Genomic DNA, 17,054 nt, shown 5'->3' with positions numbered 1-17,054 from the left:
TGATCACTTACATTGTGAGTCGCTGTTACGTGTCGCTAAGTGTTTGTACGCAGCCATGCGATTTGCGTCTTGTACATAGCGCACGGGCGGTTCGAGCACCTCAAGCTGATAATCGGAGCCATCTGTAGTGATGTTTTCCGTTGGGGTAATCACCAGCACTTTTAAGCTTGAATTGCGATTCAAGATAGAAGCTGCTGTGCCTAAGCCACCTTCAGTATGGAATTTTCCGGCAACGTGAACCACTTGAGTACCTGGATGCTTTTCCAAGTATTTGACGATGGATTCCGCCATGGTTTCATCCCATGTTACCTGAGCTGCGTATTGTTTTTCGGTCTGCTCAGGCTTGCCATGGTGCATAGATGCCATGAACTTTTTTTTGTACGGGCTGTTCGCAGTGTTGACATCATCTGCAACAAAACTGCGCTCATCGCTATCGAGTTTATCTAGGTAATCGACACCTTGGCGGCCAATACAACGAACAATGTTTTTCGGTGCGTTTGAGGCGATGACTGGAATTTCAGCCTGCTTGGCAAACTCAACTAATGGGCGGTAATCACTTTCGTAATTTGGCCATGCATTACTTTGTTTCATGAAGTACTGCTCACCAATTTCACCGTTTAAGTAGGCATCTAAGAACGCTTGCTTGTCACGTGTCACTTGCTCCATTGAAAGGGCAAGAGGGCGATTCGCAGAAGATAACTGTTTTAACATGTCGGTCTGAAAACGGTGGATGCCAGCGTGCGTGTGCCATTCACCAATCAGAATTACATCGGCTTGTTGTATCTCGGGCGTTAATTGATTAACTGAGATAGCTTCACCAGAAGGGGCATGAAGTTGGTAGTCATAGAAACTGGTCACGTTGTCAGCAATGGTGTCGGGAGCGGTCGGTGCGTTTGACGCACAACCTGTCAGTAAGCCCGTAAAAATCAGGCCTAGGTTAGAAAAGCGCATTAAAAAAGCCTCCAAAAATGTCTGAATGATATTAATGGAGGCTGACAAATGAATCAATGGTAATGAGAACAATTAGCGTTACAGTTTATTCTTCATTCTCAGATTGAGCTGATTTCTTACGATAAACTCGTAACATAAAATCAGCCTCACATTGGAAAAGTGTAGATGAATTTAGCTCTTCACGAAGTTCATCGCTGGCTTTCCATGCAAATGGGGTCATTTGCAGTAAATCGAATGCCACGCCATCTTTTAAATCCATGACGTAGTTAAGCTTTTGTTGATGCTCAAGTTCGAATCCTTCGATGCTTTCTGGTTCTTCGTTGTGCAAACGAATTTCCTGATAGATACGCTCGCGGAATTGATATAGGTGACGACCTGCTGGTGTTACCGTAATGACCACACCGTTATCTCTAATTACACGTTGCAGCTCTTCCGCTTTACATGGTGCGTAGATGCGTAAAATCGCATCCAGAGATTGCTCTGCAAAAGGTAGGCGATGACTGGATGCCACGCTGAAATCGCAGTTAGGGTAGCGCTTAGAGGCGCAACGAATAGCGACTTTAGAGATGTCCAAGCCGTAAACATTTGCCGCTTCATTTTGAGCATGCAGAGACTGCTGAACTTGATCGGTGTAGTAGCCTTCACCACAACCAATGTCCAATAGCTGATGGCTTGTGCCTTCGGTGTACTTCGCACACAGGCGAGCAACTTCTTGGCGCATTGGATCGTAATGGTTGCCTTCTAGGAAACGACGACGTGCTTGCATCATTTCTTTGTTGTCACCTGGATCTTTTGAGCGTTTGTGATGTGCAGGCATCAAGTTGACGTAACCTTCTTTTGCTAAGTCGAATTGATGATTGTTTTCACACTTAAACGTCTTAGCTGTAAGCTCAAGAGGTTGGTGACATAGAGGACATTGATAGTTCATGACGATCTCTGGACTGGAAGTAGGGCGGAAAATTCTATCAAAAAGGGATGCGGCAAGCGAAACAAAAAAGCGCTTCGAGTCGTCGCGCTTTGGGTGCTGAATGAGCGGCATACTGGAGGAAAAATCATACCTTAGGTTTAGGTCACGTTTATCGCTGTTTTTTCTGGGTATGGTTGAGGCTTCCCTAGCGTTTGATAAAAGCCAATATGACAAAGAAAATTATCTTAGACACAGACCCTGGCATTGACGATGCGATGGCGATTCTTTTTGCAGAAGCACATCCAGACATAGAGCTAATGGGTATTACGACAGTTTATGGCAATGCGACCATAGACAATGCCACACAGAATGCTCTTTACCTAAAACAGAAGTTTGGTATGCAAGCGCAGGTTGCGAAAGGAGCGGATAAACCTTTAGTAAAAGCGCCGGTCGGAGCAACGGTTATTGTGCATGGTGAAGCCGGCTTTGGTGATGTGAAGGCGCCAAGTTTACTGAATGTGAGTGCCATTGATACGCCTGCCTATCGTTACATCATTGAAAGCGTTAGAGCGGAGCCGGGAGAAATTACCTTGGTGGCCGTAGGCCCTTTAACGAACCTTGCGCTTGCTTTGGAAGCGGACCCAGAAATCGTTAACTTGGTTAAAGAAGTGGTTGTGATGGGCGGCGCTTTCGGAGAAAACGACCATCGAGGCAATGTCACGCCATTTGCGGAAGCAAATATCCATGATGACCCTCATGCTGCCGATAAAGTATTCACTGCGTCTTGGCCTGTGGTGATTATTGGTTTGGATGTAACGGAAGAGAGTTTCTTTACCGGGCAATACCTAGACCAACTGCGAGAAGAGGCGGGTGAAGTAGGGCAATTTATTTGGGATGTCAGCCGCTCCTATTTGAAGTTTTACTCAGAGAAGGTTGGAATGAATGGTTGCTATGTCCACGATCCTTCCGCGATTGCCTATGTGATTGAACCTGAGCTATTCACCTTACGCAGTGGTGCCGTCAGGGTAGTTACCGATGGACCCGCAGAGGGGATGACGATTCAGAAAACGGAACAACGCAAATACATGCACGATGAGTGGCGTGCTTTCTCCGCGCAAAACGTTGGGGTTGGTGTGAAAAGCGATACACTGCTTTCACTGTATCGAGAGTCGATTATTCGTTATTCAAAGCGATAATGGAATGGGGTTATCGGTAATAGTCGATGACTTGCACGGATATCCACTCGCTGTCTTGCTGTAAGGGAAGAGTAAAAGCATTCGACGTTGGATATTGATTTTGATTGTCGTAGGTTAGGCCTTCAATCTTCTTGAATGGTTTGTTCTTGTCATAGAACATCTCAATGGTGACTGCCGTTTTTTGGTTTGCGGAAACTTGGAAACGGCAAATACCCGTCGGACAATACACATGAAATTGAGTTGGCGACAACTGCTTGTATTCGGCGACGTTCTTCGTGGGTTGTAACGAGACCTCAGTGTTGGCACAGCCAAACAATAAGCCCGTAAGAAGTGATATTGAATAAATGCGGTATTTCATGGTTATGCCATCATCTCGACTCATTTTGGTTGGTCTTAGTATGGCATGGGTAGCTCGTGTGTTGTGCTTGGGCGTTGTAAAAAAGGCCAGATGAGCCGGCCTTTAAACTGGATTACTGTGCTGAAATCACAGTGATAAGTTCGTGTGTCTCGCCTGGTTGTAACGTCTTGCCTTGCTCGATACTTGGCGCATGCACTGTCGACTCAACACACAGCATGGTTGCGTAGCCGTTGTCTGCCATGTCACCCATGCCTTGTGCGCCTTCTGCCCAAGGGTTCCAAAGCACTGCTGAGTTATGGCCTTGGTTTTCTACACTAAGAGTGCGATCCAAAACTGGATCTTTCACCAAAATTTGCGTTTCTGGCTGAGTGTAAACACGGTCGATAGTATCGGTTAGCTGAAGAACTTCGCCACCTTGGCAGACTTCGCCTGCTTTTAGACTGTCGATGTATTCAGGGCCCATACCCGTCGTTTGTGCTTGCTTAATATCACCAACGTTTAGGTAAGTGTGCAGTGCACCAGAGAATGTCCACTCTTTATCATCAATGTTCATGACTTTCAATGTCACTTTTAGCTCATCGCTGATTTCAACGACAAGACGAGCATCGAACATGTGTGGCCAAATGTTATGAATCTCTTCAGTTGGGAAAAGGGCGAGTTCAACGATCACACCATTGTCGTTTTCACGGTGCTCAACCAATTCCCATTCTGCCGTGCGTGCAAAACCATGTGCTGGTGCTGCGATACGGCCAAACCAAGGCCAACAAACCGGAATACCGCCGCGAAGTGCTGCTTTACCATCGAAGATAGCTTTTTCGCTCATCCAGATCAGATCTTGCTTTCCGGCAGGAGTGAACGATACGACATGACCACCATGTAGTGCGATAGCTGCAGTTGCTTTCTCATGAATAACGCGGACGATTTTAATCTGATCAACTTCGACGATAGTGACGTTATCAGATAGCACGGTTAGGGCTGGGAGAGTTTTTAAATCCATGTGTAGTTTCCTATCGCTGGGAGAGAGCTTTCGACAAGCTTCGCATATTGAATGCAACTTCGAGTCTTCATTCTCTCAAATTCCAGATACAAAAAAGGCGACTCTAGAGCCGCCTTTTATTCAAATCTTATGTTTCAAACACAAGCTTCGCTAATTGCTTTTCAGCTAAGTAATAATTACTTAGAGATGTGAGCGATTAGGTCTAGAACTTTGTTTGAGTAACCGATTTCGTTGTCGTACCAAGATACAACTTTAACGAAGTTATCAGTTAGAGCGATACCAGCTTTAGCATCGAATACTGAAGTTTGAACTTCACCGATGAAGTCTTGAGAAACAACTTGGTCTTCAGTGTAGCCTAGTACACCAGCTAGTTCGCCTTCAGAAGCTTCTTTCATTGCTGCACAGATAGCTTCGTAAGATGCGCCTTCTTTTAGATTAACTGTTAGGTCAACTACAGAAACGTTAGCTGTTGGTACGCGGAAAGCCATACCAGTTAGCTTGCCGTTTAGTTCTGGAAGAACAACGCCTACAGCTTTAGCAGCACCAGTTGATGATGGGATGATGTTTTGAGAAGCACCACGACCACCACGCCAGTCTTTAGCAGAAGGACCGTCTACAGTTTTTTGAGTTGCTGTAGTAGCGTGAACTGTAGTCATAAGACCAGATTCGATACCGAACTTGTCGTTAAGAACTTTAGCGATAGGCGCTAGACAGTTAGTAGTACAAGAAGCGTTAGAAACGATATCTTGACCAGCGTAAGTTGCGTGGTTAACGCCCATTACGAACATTGGAGTAGCGTCTTTTGATGGACCAGTTAGAACAACTTTCTTCGCACCAGCAGTGATGTGCTTACGTGCAGTCTCGTCAGTTAGGAAAAGACCAGTTGCTTCAGCTACCACGTCAACGTCGATAGCATCCCATTTTAGGTCTTCTGGGTTGCGCTCTGCAGTTACACGTACAGTTTTACCGTTAACGATTAGGTTACCGCCTTCAACTTCAACAGTACCGTTGAAACGGCCGTGAGTTGAGTCGTACTTAAGCATGTATGCCATGTAATCTACGTCGATAAGGTCGTTAATACCTACAACTTCGATGTCGTTGCGCTCTTGCGCTGCACGGAATACGAAACGACCGATACGGCCAAAACCGTTAATACCTACTTTGATAGTCATTATAGTTGCTCCACAACTTAATTTCTGATTAAAGATAACTGGTAGTAAAATTACAGAATCCAGTAAACATCTGCAACAGATAATCGGACTTAACTTGTTTAAAGTCAAAAAAAAGCGACGCTTTTTTTAACAATTCTTCGCAAATGCTCGTTTTTTAAACTTTTAACTGGTTATTCTACATCCCAGTTGGCGTAATATAACTTCCGAGATAAGAACTCGTATCAATTAATTACACATGGTGTCCTGGTGAGAAAGTATGTGCTACAACTGTTACGAGAAGCAAGTTTTTTGCTAAAAAAGTCATTGCCAAAAATAAGAAATAAGGAACAGAAATTGGTAGAACAAAGCGGAAGAAAAGTAACGAAGTCCGATGAACATTGGCGTGAGCAGCTCTCTGATGAAGAGTTTCGCGTTTGTCGTGAGCAAGGAACAGAGCCTCCGTTCTCCGGTAAACTGCTTCATAATAAGGAGGCGGGTGTCTACGCTTGCACATGCTGCAATGCCCCTCTATTTGTCTCCGATAACAAGTACGATTCTGGCTGTGGATGGCCAAGTTTTGATGCGCCAATTAACGACACTGCGGTGCTTTATCTTAAGGATCTGAGCCACGGAATGGTGCGAACTGAGATTCGATGTGCGGCTTGTGATAGTCATTTAGGTCACGTCTTTGAAGATGGGCCACAAACGACAGGCGAACGCTATTGTGTAAACTCGGTGTCGTTAATTTTCAACAAATCCGACCAATAACGCCATTTGAGGCTGAAAGAATGTTCCATCCTTTCAATTAATAAAATGCAAAGCGGTTATACGGTGCAAATAAAAACTCCCGATACGAACGGGAGTTTTTTATTTTATAAATCGACTGGAATCATTTTTGGTGAATAATTCCCTTTATTGATTGCCTTCGATATAGATTTAGCCAGATCATCTAACTGTTCATATTGCCCTTGATCGGAAAAGTTGAACATGCGCTTTAATTGTTGTTCATCGGCAAGGGGAACATCGAAGCGTTTAGCAACCATCGCCCATAAGTAAGCTTGCTCTTTGTTCCCCATACCTTGGTTAATGCTCGCTAATGATTTCAAGATCGCAGGGTTTAAGGTTTTCTCATTCGACATTGAGAGCGAGTTATGCAGCAATGTTAGTGTCTTTTGTGGATCGCGGTTCGTGTAGAAAGTTGCGAGTGCATATTGCATTTCGGCAGTATTTAACTCTGGTTTCCCTTCCATTTGTAAAAACTGGCGACGTGCTTGATTATCGCCGGTTTGAGACCACAAGAAATACAGCGTGGCTGGATCTTTCGACCCTTTCAGTTCCGCAACGATACGATCCAACTCATTAATACTGTGCACCAAAGCATCAAAGCGTTTACGTTTTAACGCACTTTGGTCGATAGGTGTGATTTGCGAAGCGAGTTCTAGGCATTTGCGATACTCAGCAACTAAGCCATATTCGATTACTTGATTGGCTTCTGATGGATCTTTGAGAAGTTCAAAGCGATGCCAAACCAAATTCGTTCGTGGAATGCGACATTGACCGTCGTCCATATTGAGGTTCTCACAACGAAGCTGCGGATTTTTCTCGCACAATTCTTCTGTGGTGACGTTGCCTTCGAAGCAACCTGTGAATGTCAGGCTGGCAAGCCCTGCTAGTAACCAGTATGTTCGTTTCATGGTTTTGCTTGTGATCCGTTACACCAATTCATTTTCGGGTTCTTGACTCTGCTTTCTATACCGTTATGTTCTGTAAATAGAATGTAATAAGAAGGTACATTATGGACGCAGAACAATTATTAAATGCGATAACTCCAGAAGTCTACGAACGATTGGTTTACGCAGTAGAGACAGGAAGATGGCCTGAGGGTACACCACTTTCTCAAGAGCAGCGAGACTCATGTATGCAAGCTGTGATGTTGTATCAATCAAAACACAACACAGATGCACAGCACATGACGGTTGCCGCTGGTGGTGAAATTAGCTTTAAATCTAAGCAAGAATTGAAGAAACAGTTCAGCCAAGAAGAGCAAGACATCGTTCGCGTGAACCCAAACCTGAACTAAACGGTGCACTCTGTTCACCGGATAACTTCGTTAAAGCAAAAAGCCCAATTCACGTGAATTGGGCTTTTTCGTCTCTTGTTGCTGGGCTATGGGTCTACTTGTTGTGTATTGGAATCACTTATTGTGCTATGGCGTCATTCTTTGCACTGTGAACCTGGTTATAGGCTCATTTCACCACGTAGGACTTCTTGCATCTTCTGTTTTATTTCTTCGTAAGACAAATCTTGGCTCAGAAGGTAGTGAAGTTTTGCCAATGCCGCTTCGGGTGTCATGTCGAAACCACTGATTACGCCAGAGTCAGCCAGAGCACAGCCCGTCGCGTAGCCACCCATATTTACCTTACCGGCTAGGCACTGAGTCAAGTTCACTACGATAACGCCACGCTCAGATGCTTCTTTAAGGTGACCAAGTAGTTCTGGGTTTTGCGGAGCGTTACCCACGCCAAACGTCAGTAGAATCATTGCGTTCACTGGCTGGCGAAGCGTGTTGCGAATCACTTCGTGTGAAATCCCAGGGTACATGGTGATCACACCGATTGGTTGCGGCGTGATGTTGTGTAATTTGAAATCACCTTCAGGTTTTGCGCCCACAGTAATATTGCTGCTGATCTGAATGTTGATACCTGCTTCCAGAAGTGGAGGTAGGTTTGGTGAAGTGAAGGCATTAAAACCATCGGCATGAGACTTGGTACTGCGGTTACCGCGCATCAACTGGTTGTTGAAGAACAACGTCACTTCATTGATAGGGTAGTTTGCCGCAATGTGCAGTGCGTTAAGAAGGTTTGCTTGACCGTCTGAGCGCAATTCTGCCAGTGGAATTTGTGAGCCTGTCACGATTACTGGCTTACCTAGGTTCTCCAACATGAAAGACAAAGCAGAAGCTGTGTATGCCATGGTGTCGGTACCATGCAGAATCACAAAGCCATCGTATTTGTCGTAGTTGTCACGGATGTCGTCTGCGATTTGCTGCCAGTCAGCTGGCGTCATATCTGATGAGTCGATCAGAGGCTCGTACTCATGGATAGTGTATTCCGGCATTTCTGGGCGGTGGAACTCGGGCATACTGGCTAATTGCTTTTCCATAAAGCCAGCCACAGGCACGTAGCCGTGATCCGATTTTTGCATACCGATGGTGCCACCGGTGTAAGCGATGTAGATATGTTTTCTAGTCATCGTTCTACTTTACTTCATGTAGGGGAACAGTGGCGGGGATTATAGCGAAATGAAACCTAATAAAAAGGGGCATCTCGCACAGAGATGCCCCTTTTTGACTGAGCTAGGAAAGCTATTGCACTTGGCAGTTCAAACAGAAGGCGTATTGGCCTTTTGGATCGTTGAAGCTCTGCATAATGCTTGCATCTTGCTCAAGCTGTTGAGCTACAGGCTGTAAGCTCTTTGGTAAGAAGCTTGTTGCATCGATACCCAAAGACACTTTCACTTGGTTCATGAACTCCTGGACGAACTGTTCTGTCGGTGATAATGGTTCTTCAACCCAGTAGAGCTCATAGTCTTCTACTTCAGCCAGTTTCGCTGCCAATTTCACCGCGTCATCAAAGTCACCCATTTGGTCTACAAGGCCGAATGACATTGCATCTTGACCTGTCCAAACTCGACCTTGAGCGACTTTATCTACTTCGTCTAGTGACATATCTCGGCTTGAGCCAACCAGAGAGATAAAGCGCTTGTAGCCATGTTCGATACCGAGCTGGAATGCTTGAGATGCACCATCTGAAAGACCCGTCGTGATGCCATCACCAGAGAAAGGTGATGTGCCAACGCCATCGGTACTGATACCTAGTTTGGTAAAGCCTTTTTCAAATGTCGTGATAACACTGAAGATGCCAATCGAGCCCGTTAGCGTGGTTGGCTGCGCAACAATCTTATCTGCACTCATTGAGATCCAGTAACCGCCTGAAGCCGCTAAGCTAGACATCGAAACCACAACCGGTTTACCTGCTTCTTTTAACGCTTCTACTTCGTTACGAATCACTTCAGAGGCAAAAGCGCTGCCTCCAGGGCTGTCGACACGCAGGACAACCGCTTTAACTTTGTCGTCGTTGCGAGCTTGACGAAGTAGGCTTGCCACCGTGTCACCGCCAACGGTACCGCGCGGTTGTTGGCCATCCATAATGGCGCCGCTTGCTACGACAACAGCAATGTCATTTTCAGACGTCGTTAGGTTAGGGTGCATGGTCGCTAGGTAATCGTAGTAGCCAATTGCGTTGTAACTATCTTTACCGTCACTGCCGAACTCTTTTGCGAACAGCTTGCGTACGTCTTGACGTGTTGCTAGCTCATCGACTAGGCCCATTTTAACGGCCAGTTGCGCAAGGTCACCATCGACTGATTTCATCTCAGCAAGCAATTCATCCATGGTTGGATTTAGTGCTTTGGCATCGATATTACGGTTGGTTGCTACGTCATCAACAAAGGCACTCCAAAGCTGAGTGATCCAGCGCGTCGCCGACTCTTTTGCCGCATCAGACATGTCATCACGAATAAATGGCTCAATTGCAGACTTGTAAGTACCTACTCGGAATACGTGAGTCGATACTTCTAACTTCTCTAACAAGGTTTTGTAGTACATCGAGTAAGAGCTGTAGCCCTTAATCAACACACCACCATCCGGAGCGAGGAAGATTTTATCTGCGTAGCTCGCTAGATAATATTGGCTTTGGTTGTAGAAATCGCCGACTGCATAAACAGGTTTGCCAGACGTTTTAAATTCATTCAGCGCTTTGGCGATATAACGAAGTTTGGTCAGGTTAGTCTCAGGCATATCGCGCAGCGCCAGGACTAGGCCAGATACCTTAGGATCGTCTTTCGCGTAGCGAATGGTATCGACGATGTCGAATAATACGTTCTCTTTCGGCATCTCGTTACCAAGCACAGAGCCAGCTATCGAGTCCATCGGGTTTACGTAACGGCGCTGCTCAACGATAGGCCCTGAAAGGTTCATTACCAGCGCGGATTCTTTTTCCACGGTTGGCTGACTTTCGTCAGTGTAGGTAAAGGCAAAGTAGAAAACGGCAATCATTACCAGGAAGATCAGGTTTGCCAGAGCAAGTCTGACAAAGGTGATGGCTTTCCATATCCCCTTAAATATCAGACCAATAAATTTGAAGAGTTTTTTCATCTTGTCTCCATTACGAGATAGTCATTCCCTAATCTTACAAAGTATGGGTTCTTATCTCTAAGATCTCAAAAGATAACAATTTTTTTAGCTTATCACGTCAATTCAACAATTGGCATATTTTAACGTGAGATTGACGCGTGTTGCAAAAATGTAAACGGTCGTTTGATCTTTTGGTTTTTGCGGCGTACTGTGGTCAGACCACAACAATAAAAATGGATGTTTAGTGATGTCTGCCATGTACCCAAACTTGTTAAAGCCACTGGACTTAGGTTTTACACAGCTACGAAACCGTGTCCTGATGGGATCAATGCACACAGGCCTAGAAGAGCATAAAGAAGGTCTACAGAAGCTTGCGGCGTTTTACGAAGAACGTGCAAAAGGTGGTGTAGGTCTTATCGTGACGGGCGGTTTCTCCCCTAATCTACGTGGTCGATTACATCCTTTGAGTGCAGAATTTAGTAAGCCAAAACATGCTAAAGCACACAAGGTAGTGACAGAAGCAGTACATAAACACGGCGGTAAAATTGCCCTACAAATCCTTCATGCTGGACGCTACGCGATGCACCCATTCGCGCAAAGTGCGTCGGGCATGAAAGCACCGATTGCTAAGTTCGCACCGAGCGAAATGAGCGACCGTCAAATTAAGAAAACCATCGACGCTTTTGCTAATAGCGCTGAGCTTGCGCAACTGGCTGGGTACGATGGTGTCGAACTGATGGGTTCAGAAGGCTACTTGATTAACCAATTCCTTTGTAAACGCACCAATATGCGTTACGACGAATGGGGCGGTAGCTATAAGAAACGCATGCGCTTCCCAGTTGAAATCGTCAAAGCCGTACGCAAGGCCGTGGGGGAAAAGTTCATTATCATCTTCCGCCTTTCGATGCTTGATTTGGTTGAGCAAGGCAGTACATTTGAAGATGTTATCGAGTTAGCAAAAGCGCTAGAAGAAGCAGGCGTGACCATCATTAACACGGGTATCGGTTGGCACGAAGCACGAATTCCGACTATTGCTACTCAGGTTCCTCGTGGTGCGTTCACGTGGGTGACAGAGAAAGTCAAACCTCATGTGTCAGTGCCAATTATCACCTGTAACCGTATCAACACTCCAGATGAAGCCGAGCGAATTCTTTCTTCAGGCCACGCAGATATGGTGTCGATGGCACGTCCGTTTCTGGCAGACCCATATTTTGTCGCTAAGGCAGAGCAAGAAAAGTCGCAGCTTATTAACACCTGTATTGGCTGTAACCAAGCGTGTCTGGACAATGTATTCAAAGGTAAGCGCGCAAGCTGTTTGGTTAACCCGCTTGCGTGTTACGAAACGGAAATCGTTGTTGAAGACGCTTTCAAGAAGAAGAATATCGCCGTTGTTGGCGCTGGCCCTGCTGGTTTAGCGTGTGCGACGACGCTGGCAGAGCGCGGCCACAAAGTGGATCTGTTTGAGAAGAACGATCGCATTGGTGGTCAGTTCCGCTTAGCGATGCAGATCCCGGGTAAAGAAGAGTTCCGTGAGACCATTCGTTACTTTGCTAACCGCATTGAAGAAACAGGGGTGAACCTTCACCTAGAGACAGAAGCCAATTACGACCTGCTTACCGAATACGATGAAGTCGTCATGGCATCTGGTGTTGAACCACGCAAAGTGAAAATTGATGGTATCGATAATCCTGAAAAAGTGATCGATTACCAAACGCTGATTCGAGATAAAACGCCTGTGGGCGAAAAAGTCGCAATCGTCGGTGCTGGTGGTATCGGTGTCGATGTCGCTACCATGATCACTGAGCCTGTCGGTCAGACGCTGGATGATTGGTTGCATGAATGGGGCATCGACAAAGAAATGTCTCAACCGGGTGGCCTATATCCTTATCCAGATGCTGTTAGCGATAAAGAAGTATGGGTACTTCAACGTCGTAAAGGGCGTGTTGGTAAAGGGCCGGGCAAAACCACAGGTTGGATTCATAAAAGTACGCTAGAGAAACGTGGTGTTCACCTTTACGGTGGGGTGTCGTACGACAAGATTGATAATGCTGGTTTGCACATCCATGTGAATGGTAAAGAGCAGTTGCTAGAAGCCGACAAAGTGGTGATTTGTGCAGGGCAAGAATCGGTTCGCCCGTTTGAAGACAAATGGCATGAGTTGGGAGAGAAGCTACACATTATTGGTGGCGCAGATCATGCAGGTGAGCTCGATGCGGTTCGTGCCATTCGTCAAGGCGTCAAACTTGCTGTGAAACTCTAAAACGTAACCTCAAAAATAGTTTTTTCATTCGTTCTTAACCTTTTATCGCTGCGCCAAGTGCGCAGCTTTTTTTTGGTCTAAATCCCTAGAAAACAGGTTGTTATTCGAAAGTTTGGATTATGCTAAAGTGAGCTGCGTAAAAATAATAATTCAATCAAATAAGGACTTGCTCATGGAAGCTCTCGATCTTTTGCTCAACCGTCGTTCTATTGCCAAGCTGTCTGAGCCTGCGCCAGAAGGTAAAGCGTTGGAGAATATTATTCGTGCAGGTCTGCGCGCGCCAGATCATGCAGGTTTGACACCCTGGCGCTTTGTCATTGCACAAGGTGACGGTTTAAAGAAATTATCAGACATTCTTGTGAAAGCGGCTGAAGCAGAAAGCAGCGAAGAGGCCGTGATCGAAAAAGTGAAAAACGCACCTTTCCGCGCGCCAATGGTGATTACAGTTATTGCCAAAGTAACGGAACATGAGAAAGTCCCTGCGTTGGAGCAATACCTTTCGGCTGGTTGTGCTGCTCAAGCGATGCAAATGGCCGCAGTCGCACAGGGTTTCCAAGGTTTTTGGCGTTCAGGCAAGTGGATGTTCCACCCAGAAGTACACCAAGCTTTTGGTCTTGAAGGCGAAGACCAAATTGTCGGCTTCTTATATCTTGGTACGCCTGGGTGTACGCCGATGAAGGTGCCAGAGCGCGATTTATCCAAATTTGTCGAGTTCCAATAAGACCGATTGGTGCCTCACTTACTGTTTATCTGTACAGTTTTTCTTGATTTGTTAGGGCTACATTAGATAATGTGGCCCTAATTATTATGATTTCCAAAACGTTATGTCTCGTCTGTTTATTGCTGAAAAACCAAGTTTAGGCCGTGCAATTGCGGCTGCACTGCCAAACCCTCAAAAGAAAGATCAAGGCTTTATCCGCTGTGGTAATGGCGATGTGGTGACTTGGTGTATTGGTCACTTGCTGGAGCAAGTAGAACCAGATGCTTACGACGAACGCTACAAAAAATGGAATATGGCAGACTTGCCGATTGTCCCACAGCAGTGGCAGCTGAGACCGCGAAAAAGCGCCAGCAAACAGCTCACGGTAATACGTAAACTCCTCAAAGATGCGACAGAAGTTATCCACGCAGGAGACCCCGACCGAGAGGGGCAATTGTTAGTGGATGAGGTGTTGGATTACTGCAAGCTCTCCAAAACCAAAAAAGAAGCCACACAACGCCTACTGATCTCTGACTTGAACTTACCTGCGGTCAAGCGTGCCTTGAGCTCGATGCGCAGTAATCGCGACTTCATACCTCTTTCTGTTTCAGCTCTGGCGCGTTCTCGTGCTGATTGGCTCTATGGAATGAACATGTCTCGCGCCTATACCCTGTTGGGCCAAAAAGCGGGCTATCAAGGTGTCTTATCAGTAGGGCGAGTTCAAACTCCGGTACTTGGCTTGGTGGTTCGCCGCGATGAAGAGATCGAAAACTTTGTACCGAAAGATTACTTCACTCTGCATGCTTTAATTCCTTATCAAGATCAAAATGGCGCATTTGATATTCGCGCTCGTTGGAAACCAAGTGAAGCTTGTAAGCCTTGGCAGGACGAAGAAGGACGGGTATTGAGCAGAAAGTTGGTTGAGAACGTAGCAAACCGCATAGCTAATCAACCTGCCAAAGTGACCGAGTCTGAACAAAAGCAAACCAAGCAATCAGCACCGCTTCCGTATTCGTTATCCGCACTGCAGATTGATGCGGCAAAACGCTATGGCATGAGTGCTCAGGAGGTATTGGATACTTGTCAGGCGCTGTATGAAAAGCATAAGCTCATTACGTATCCACGTTCGGACTGTCGTTACTTACCATTGGAGCATTACTCGCAAGCAGGCTCTGTTACATCGGCTATCGCTAACAATGCCAAAGAACTACAAAGCGCAGTGCAAGGTGCAGACTTATCGATTAAGTCCAAGGCGTGGAACGACAAGAAAGTCGATGCCCACCATGCGATCATTCCAACGCCGAAGCAGGCAAATGTGAATGCGTTATCTGGCAATGAGATGAAGGTTTATCAACTGATTGCTCGTCAATACTTGATGCAATTTTATCCAGCGGCGGTATATGCCGAGGCTAAATTGGTGTTTGATATTGCTGGTGGTAAATTTATCGCCAAAGGTCGCCAACTGGTTTCTCCAGGCTGGAAAGCGTTAATGGGAAAAACGGATAAAGAAGACGATGGCATTGATGCTGTCCCGCCGCTCGCAGAAGGCACGGTGTTGACCTGCCGAGAAGGTGAAATCAAAGATCGTAAGACTGAACCGCCAAAGCACTTTACAGAAGCAACACTGCTTCAGGCCATGACGGGTATTGCTCGTTATGTTGCAGACAAAGAACTGAAGAAGATCCTGCGCGACACTGATGGCTTAGGAACAGAAGCGACTCGAGCCGGTATTCTGGATACGCTTTTTAAGCGTCAGTTGCTGACTCGTCAGGGTAAATCAATTTTGAGCTCACCAGCGGGGCGAGGCTTGATTCATGCCCTACCAATGGATGCGACCTATCCTGATATGACGGCGCACTGGGAACACCAGTTGCAAGGAATGGCAGAACGAAATCAAGCGTATCAGCCTTTCATGCAAGCGTTAGAGCAGCGCATTGATGGATTAATGGGAGAGGTGAAATCGGGCCCGATTCCTGATTCGTTACGTCATTTGCCTAAAGTCGAGCGCCCGGCATTCAAACGTAAAAAACGCAGCTATTCGAAGGGCGGTGCGTCGAAATCAAGCTCAGGGAAGCGGAAGTCTTCATAACAGCTGAATGAAGTAAAAGCGGCAATCTAATGCGTATAAGCTCAAAGAATGCCGCCTTGTATTTCAATGTAATGACCTATCTGTATTCAAACAGCTCTAATCAAACAAGTCATCATTGTTTTGGATTGCACCACGCACGTCGTCTTGCGTTAAGACACGCTTCCCTAAATTCTGTTTTACTTGTCGTCCCAAGTCGACAAGAGCATCTCTGTTCTCTTGAGTCTGACGTTTCCCTGCACTTCTTAAGCAGTAATTGAGCTCATGATCTTCACTGAAATTGACCAGATCTTTATCTGCAGCCATATTTACTCTCCTTAATGGTGGATGTCATCACTAAGTCTGGTTTGAAAGTGGTGAAAATCAAGCTAAGTCATGGGAGTAAGGTTGGCAGGGTATGGTAATGAAACAACACGCTTCTCATTAATGCTTCATAAGTCATTGATTTGTAAAGTCTACCAAGGCAGTTGAGTTCCGTCGTAATTAATAAACTGACCGGAGTTTTTTTGGGTACTTTGCGCAATCACTTTTGCTAACCCTGCCGCAGAGGTTTGGGTTTCGATAAGGGCGTTAGGCCCTCCCATTGCAGTGCGTACCCAACCCGGGTGTAGCGCAAGTACGGAGAAACCTTCACTTGTTAAATCATTAGATAAGCTTTTCACAACAGAATTGAGCGCCGCTTTAGAAGAACGATAGATATAACCACCGCCGGAGGTGTTTTCTGTCATGCTGCCGACTTTAGATGAGATACAGGCAATCTTCTTCGTTCTAGCTGCTTGTAAAAGCGGATAAAAAGCCTCAACCAACTTTAGTGGTGCGATGGTGTTTATCTCGAAGACCTTTCGCCATTCCTCAACATCTGTATTACCAAAGCCATAGCCTTTAGGCCCATAGTAGCCTGCATTGTTGATCAGAAGATCGATGGCTGGGAGTTCTTTTGCTAGTTGGGCAACTTGCGGGTAATTCGTCACATCTAATTCGTGTAACGTCAGTGTGGCATAGGTCGACGCTAATGCTTGAAGCTCTTTGCTTTCTGCAAGGTTACGGCTAGTCGCATGTACTTGATCGCCTTGTTGCAAATACAGTTCAGTTAAACTTAAGCCTATCCCACGGTTTGCACCAGTAATAAAGACTGTTTGACTCATGTTCGTACCTATCTATTTGACTCAGTGAGGTTAATTTAAGACAGGACCATTGTGTTAGCTCAAAGCGATAAAATCAACCAACCACCACGCGCTGAACATCATCGACATA

Annotated in this window: 16 protein-coding genes; 6 read left to right on the top strand and 10 right to left on the bottom strand. The window is 45.8% G+C overall.

From position 1 onward, the window contains the following. Positions 1-3 precede the first annotated feature (3 nt). The gene (locus A8140_RS11250; RefSeq protein ID WP_005532638.1) at positions 4-951 is read right to left on the bottom strand and encodes a ChaN family lipoprotein; all 948 of its coding nucleotides are present in this window, start codon (positions 949-951) and stop codon (positions 4-6) included. Between the two features lie 85 nt (positions 952-1,036). Continuing rightward, positions 1,037-1,879, bottom strand: coding sequence for a 23S rRNA (guanine(745)-N(1))-methyltransferase (rlmA, locus tag A8140_RS11245; protein ID WP_033000232.1), 843 nt, complete (start codon positions 1,877-1,879; stop codon positions 1,037-1,039). 206 nt (positions 1,880-2,085) lie between these two features. Here rlmA and A8140_RS11240 point away from each other — a divergent pair, with 206 nt between their 5' ends. Next, entirely contained in the window at positions 2,086-3,054 is a 969-nt protein-coding gene (locus A8140_RS11240; protein WP_005532634.1) for a nucleoside hydrolase, read from the top strand. Positions 3,055-3,064: 10 nt separating this feature from the next. On the opposite strand, the gene A8140_RS11235 is transcribed toward A8140_RS11240, so the two are convergent. The 3 genes from A8140_RS11235 to gap form a co-directional block, all read right to left on the bottom strand. Next, positions 3,065-3,436: a hypothetical protein gene (locus A8140_RS11235; protein WP_005532632.1), complete on the bottom strand. Its 372-nt coding sequence runs from the start codon at positions 3,434-3,436 to the stop codon at positions 3,065-3,067. Positions 3,437-3,524: 88 nt separating this feature from the next. Then, complete coding sequence (locus A8140_RS11230; protein ID WP_005532630.1) at positions 3,525-4,409, bottom strand: D-hexose-6-phosphate mutarotase; 885 nt, start codon at positions 4,407-4,409, stop codon at positions 3,525-3,527. A gap of 176 nt (positions 4,410-4,585) precedes the next feature. Further along, complete coding sequence (gene gap, locus A8140_RS11225) at positions 4,586-5,581, bottom strand: type I glyceraldehyde-3-phosphate dehydrogenase (RefSeq protein WP_005432905.1); 996 nt, start codon at positions 5,579-5,581, stop codon at positions 4,586-4,588. Between the two features lie 333 nt (positions 5,582-5,914). Here gap and msrB point away from each other — a divergent pair, with 333 nt between their 5' ends. Then, a complete protein-coding gene (gene msrB, locus A8140_RS11220) occupies positions 5,915-6,328 on the top strand; it encodes a peptide-methionine (R)-S-oxide reductase MsrB (protein WP_005532626.1) in 414 nt (137 codons plus the stop codon). A 104-nt stretch (positions 6,329-6,432) separates the two neighbouring features. Here the strand turns inward: msrB and A8140_RS11215 are convergent, their stop codons facing one another. Next, positions 6,433-7,254: a DUF2989 domain-containing protein gene (locus tag A8140_RS11215; RefSeq protein WP_005532624.1), complete on the bottom strand. Its 822-nt coding sequence runs from the start codon at positions 7,252-7,254 to the stop codon at positions 6,433-6,435. 101 nt (positions 7,255-7,355) lie between these two features. Here A8140_RS11215 and A8140_RS11210 point away from each other — a divergent pair, with 101 nt between their 5' ends. Next, positions 7,356-7,640: a YeaC family protein gene (locus tag A8140_RS11210; protein WP_005532622.1), complete on the top strand. Its 285-nt coding sequence runs from the start codon at positions 7,356-7,358 to the stop codon at positions 7,638-7,640. 158 nt (positions 7,641-7,798) lie between these two features. Here the strand turns inward: A8140_RS11210 and ansA are convergent, their stop codons facing one another. Continuing rightward, entirely contained in the window at positions 7,799-8,812 is a 1,014-nt protein-coding gene (gene ansA, locus A8140_RS11205; protein WP_005532619.1) for an asparaginase, read from the bottom strand. A gap of 112 nt (positions 8,813-8,924) precedes the next feature. Beyond that, on the bottom strand, positions 8,925-10,775 hold the full coding sequence (gene sppA, locus A8140_RS11200; protein ID WP_005532617.1) for a signal peptide peptidase SppA: 1,851 nt from the start codon (positions 10,773-10,775) through the stop codon (positions 8,925-8,927). A 226-nt stretch (positions 10,776-11,001) separates the two neighbouring features. Between sppA and A8140_RS11195 the strand changes: the two genes are divergently transcribed. The 3 genes from A8140_RS11195 to A8140_RS11185 all read left to right on the top strand — a co-directional run bounded on the left by A8140_RS11195 (position 11,002) and on the right by A8140_RS11185 (position 15,803). After that, positions 11,002-13,014, top strand: coding sequence for an NADPH-dependent 2,4-dienoyl-CoA reductase (locus A8140_RS11195; protein ID WP_033000225.1), 2,013 nt, complete (start codon positions 11,002-11,004; stop codon positions 13,012-13,014). 172 nt (positions 13,015-13,186) lie between these two features. Further along, a complete protein-coding gene (locus A8140_RS11190; RefSeq protein WP_005532613.1) occupies positions 13,187-13,735 on the top strand; it encodes an NAD(P)H nitroreductase in 549 nt (182 codons plus the stop codon). Between the two features lie 103 nt (positions 13,736-13,838). Next, on the top strand, positions 13,839-15,803 hold the full coding sequence (locus A8140_RS11185) for a DNA topoisomerase III (protein ID WP_005532611.1): 1,965 nt from the start codon (positions 13,839-13,841) through the stop codon (positions 15,801-15,803). A 96-nt stretch (positions 15,804-15,899) separates the two neighbouring features. Here A8140_RS11185 and A8140_RS11180 read toward each other — a convergent pair whose 3' ends face one another. Further along, positions 15,900-16,106, bottom strand: coding sequence for a hypothetical protein (locus A8140_RS11180; RefSeq protein ID WP_005432950.1), 207 nt, complete (start codon positions 16,104-16,106; stop codon positions 15,900-15,902). 149 nt (positions 16,107-16,255) lie between these two features. After that, positions 16,256-16,945, bottom strand: coding sequence for an SDR family oxidoreductase (locus A8140_RS11175; protein WP_005532609.1), 690 nt, complete (start codon positions 16,943-16,945; stop codon positions 16,256-16,258). Between the last annotated feature and the right edge of the window lie 109 nt (positions 16,946-17,054).

Origin of the sequence: Vibrio campbellii CAIM 519 = NBRC 15631 = ATCC 25920 (genome assembly GCF_002163755.1) — a bacterium.
Classification (GTDB): Bacteria; Pseudomonadota; Gammaproteobacteria; order Enterobacterales; family Vibrionaceae; genus Vibrio; species Vibrio campbellii.
This window is presented reverse-complemented; position numbering and strand designations above follow the sequence as displayed.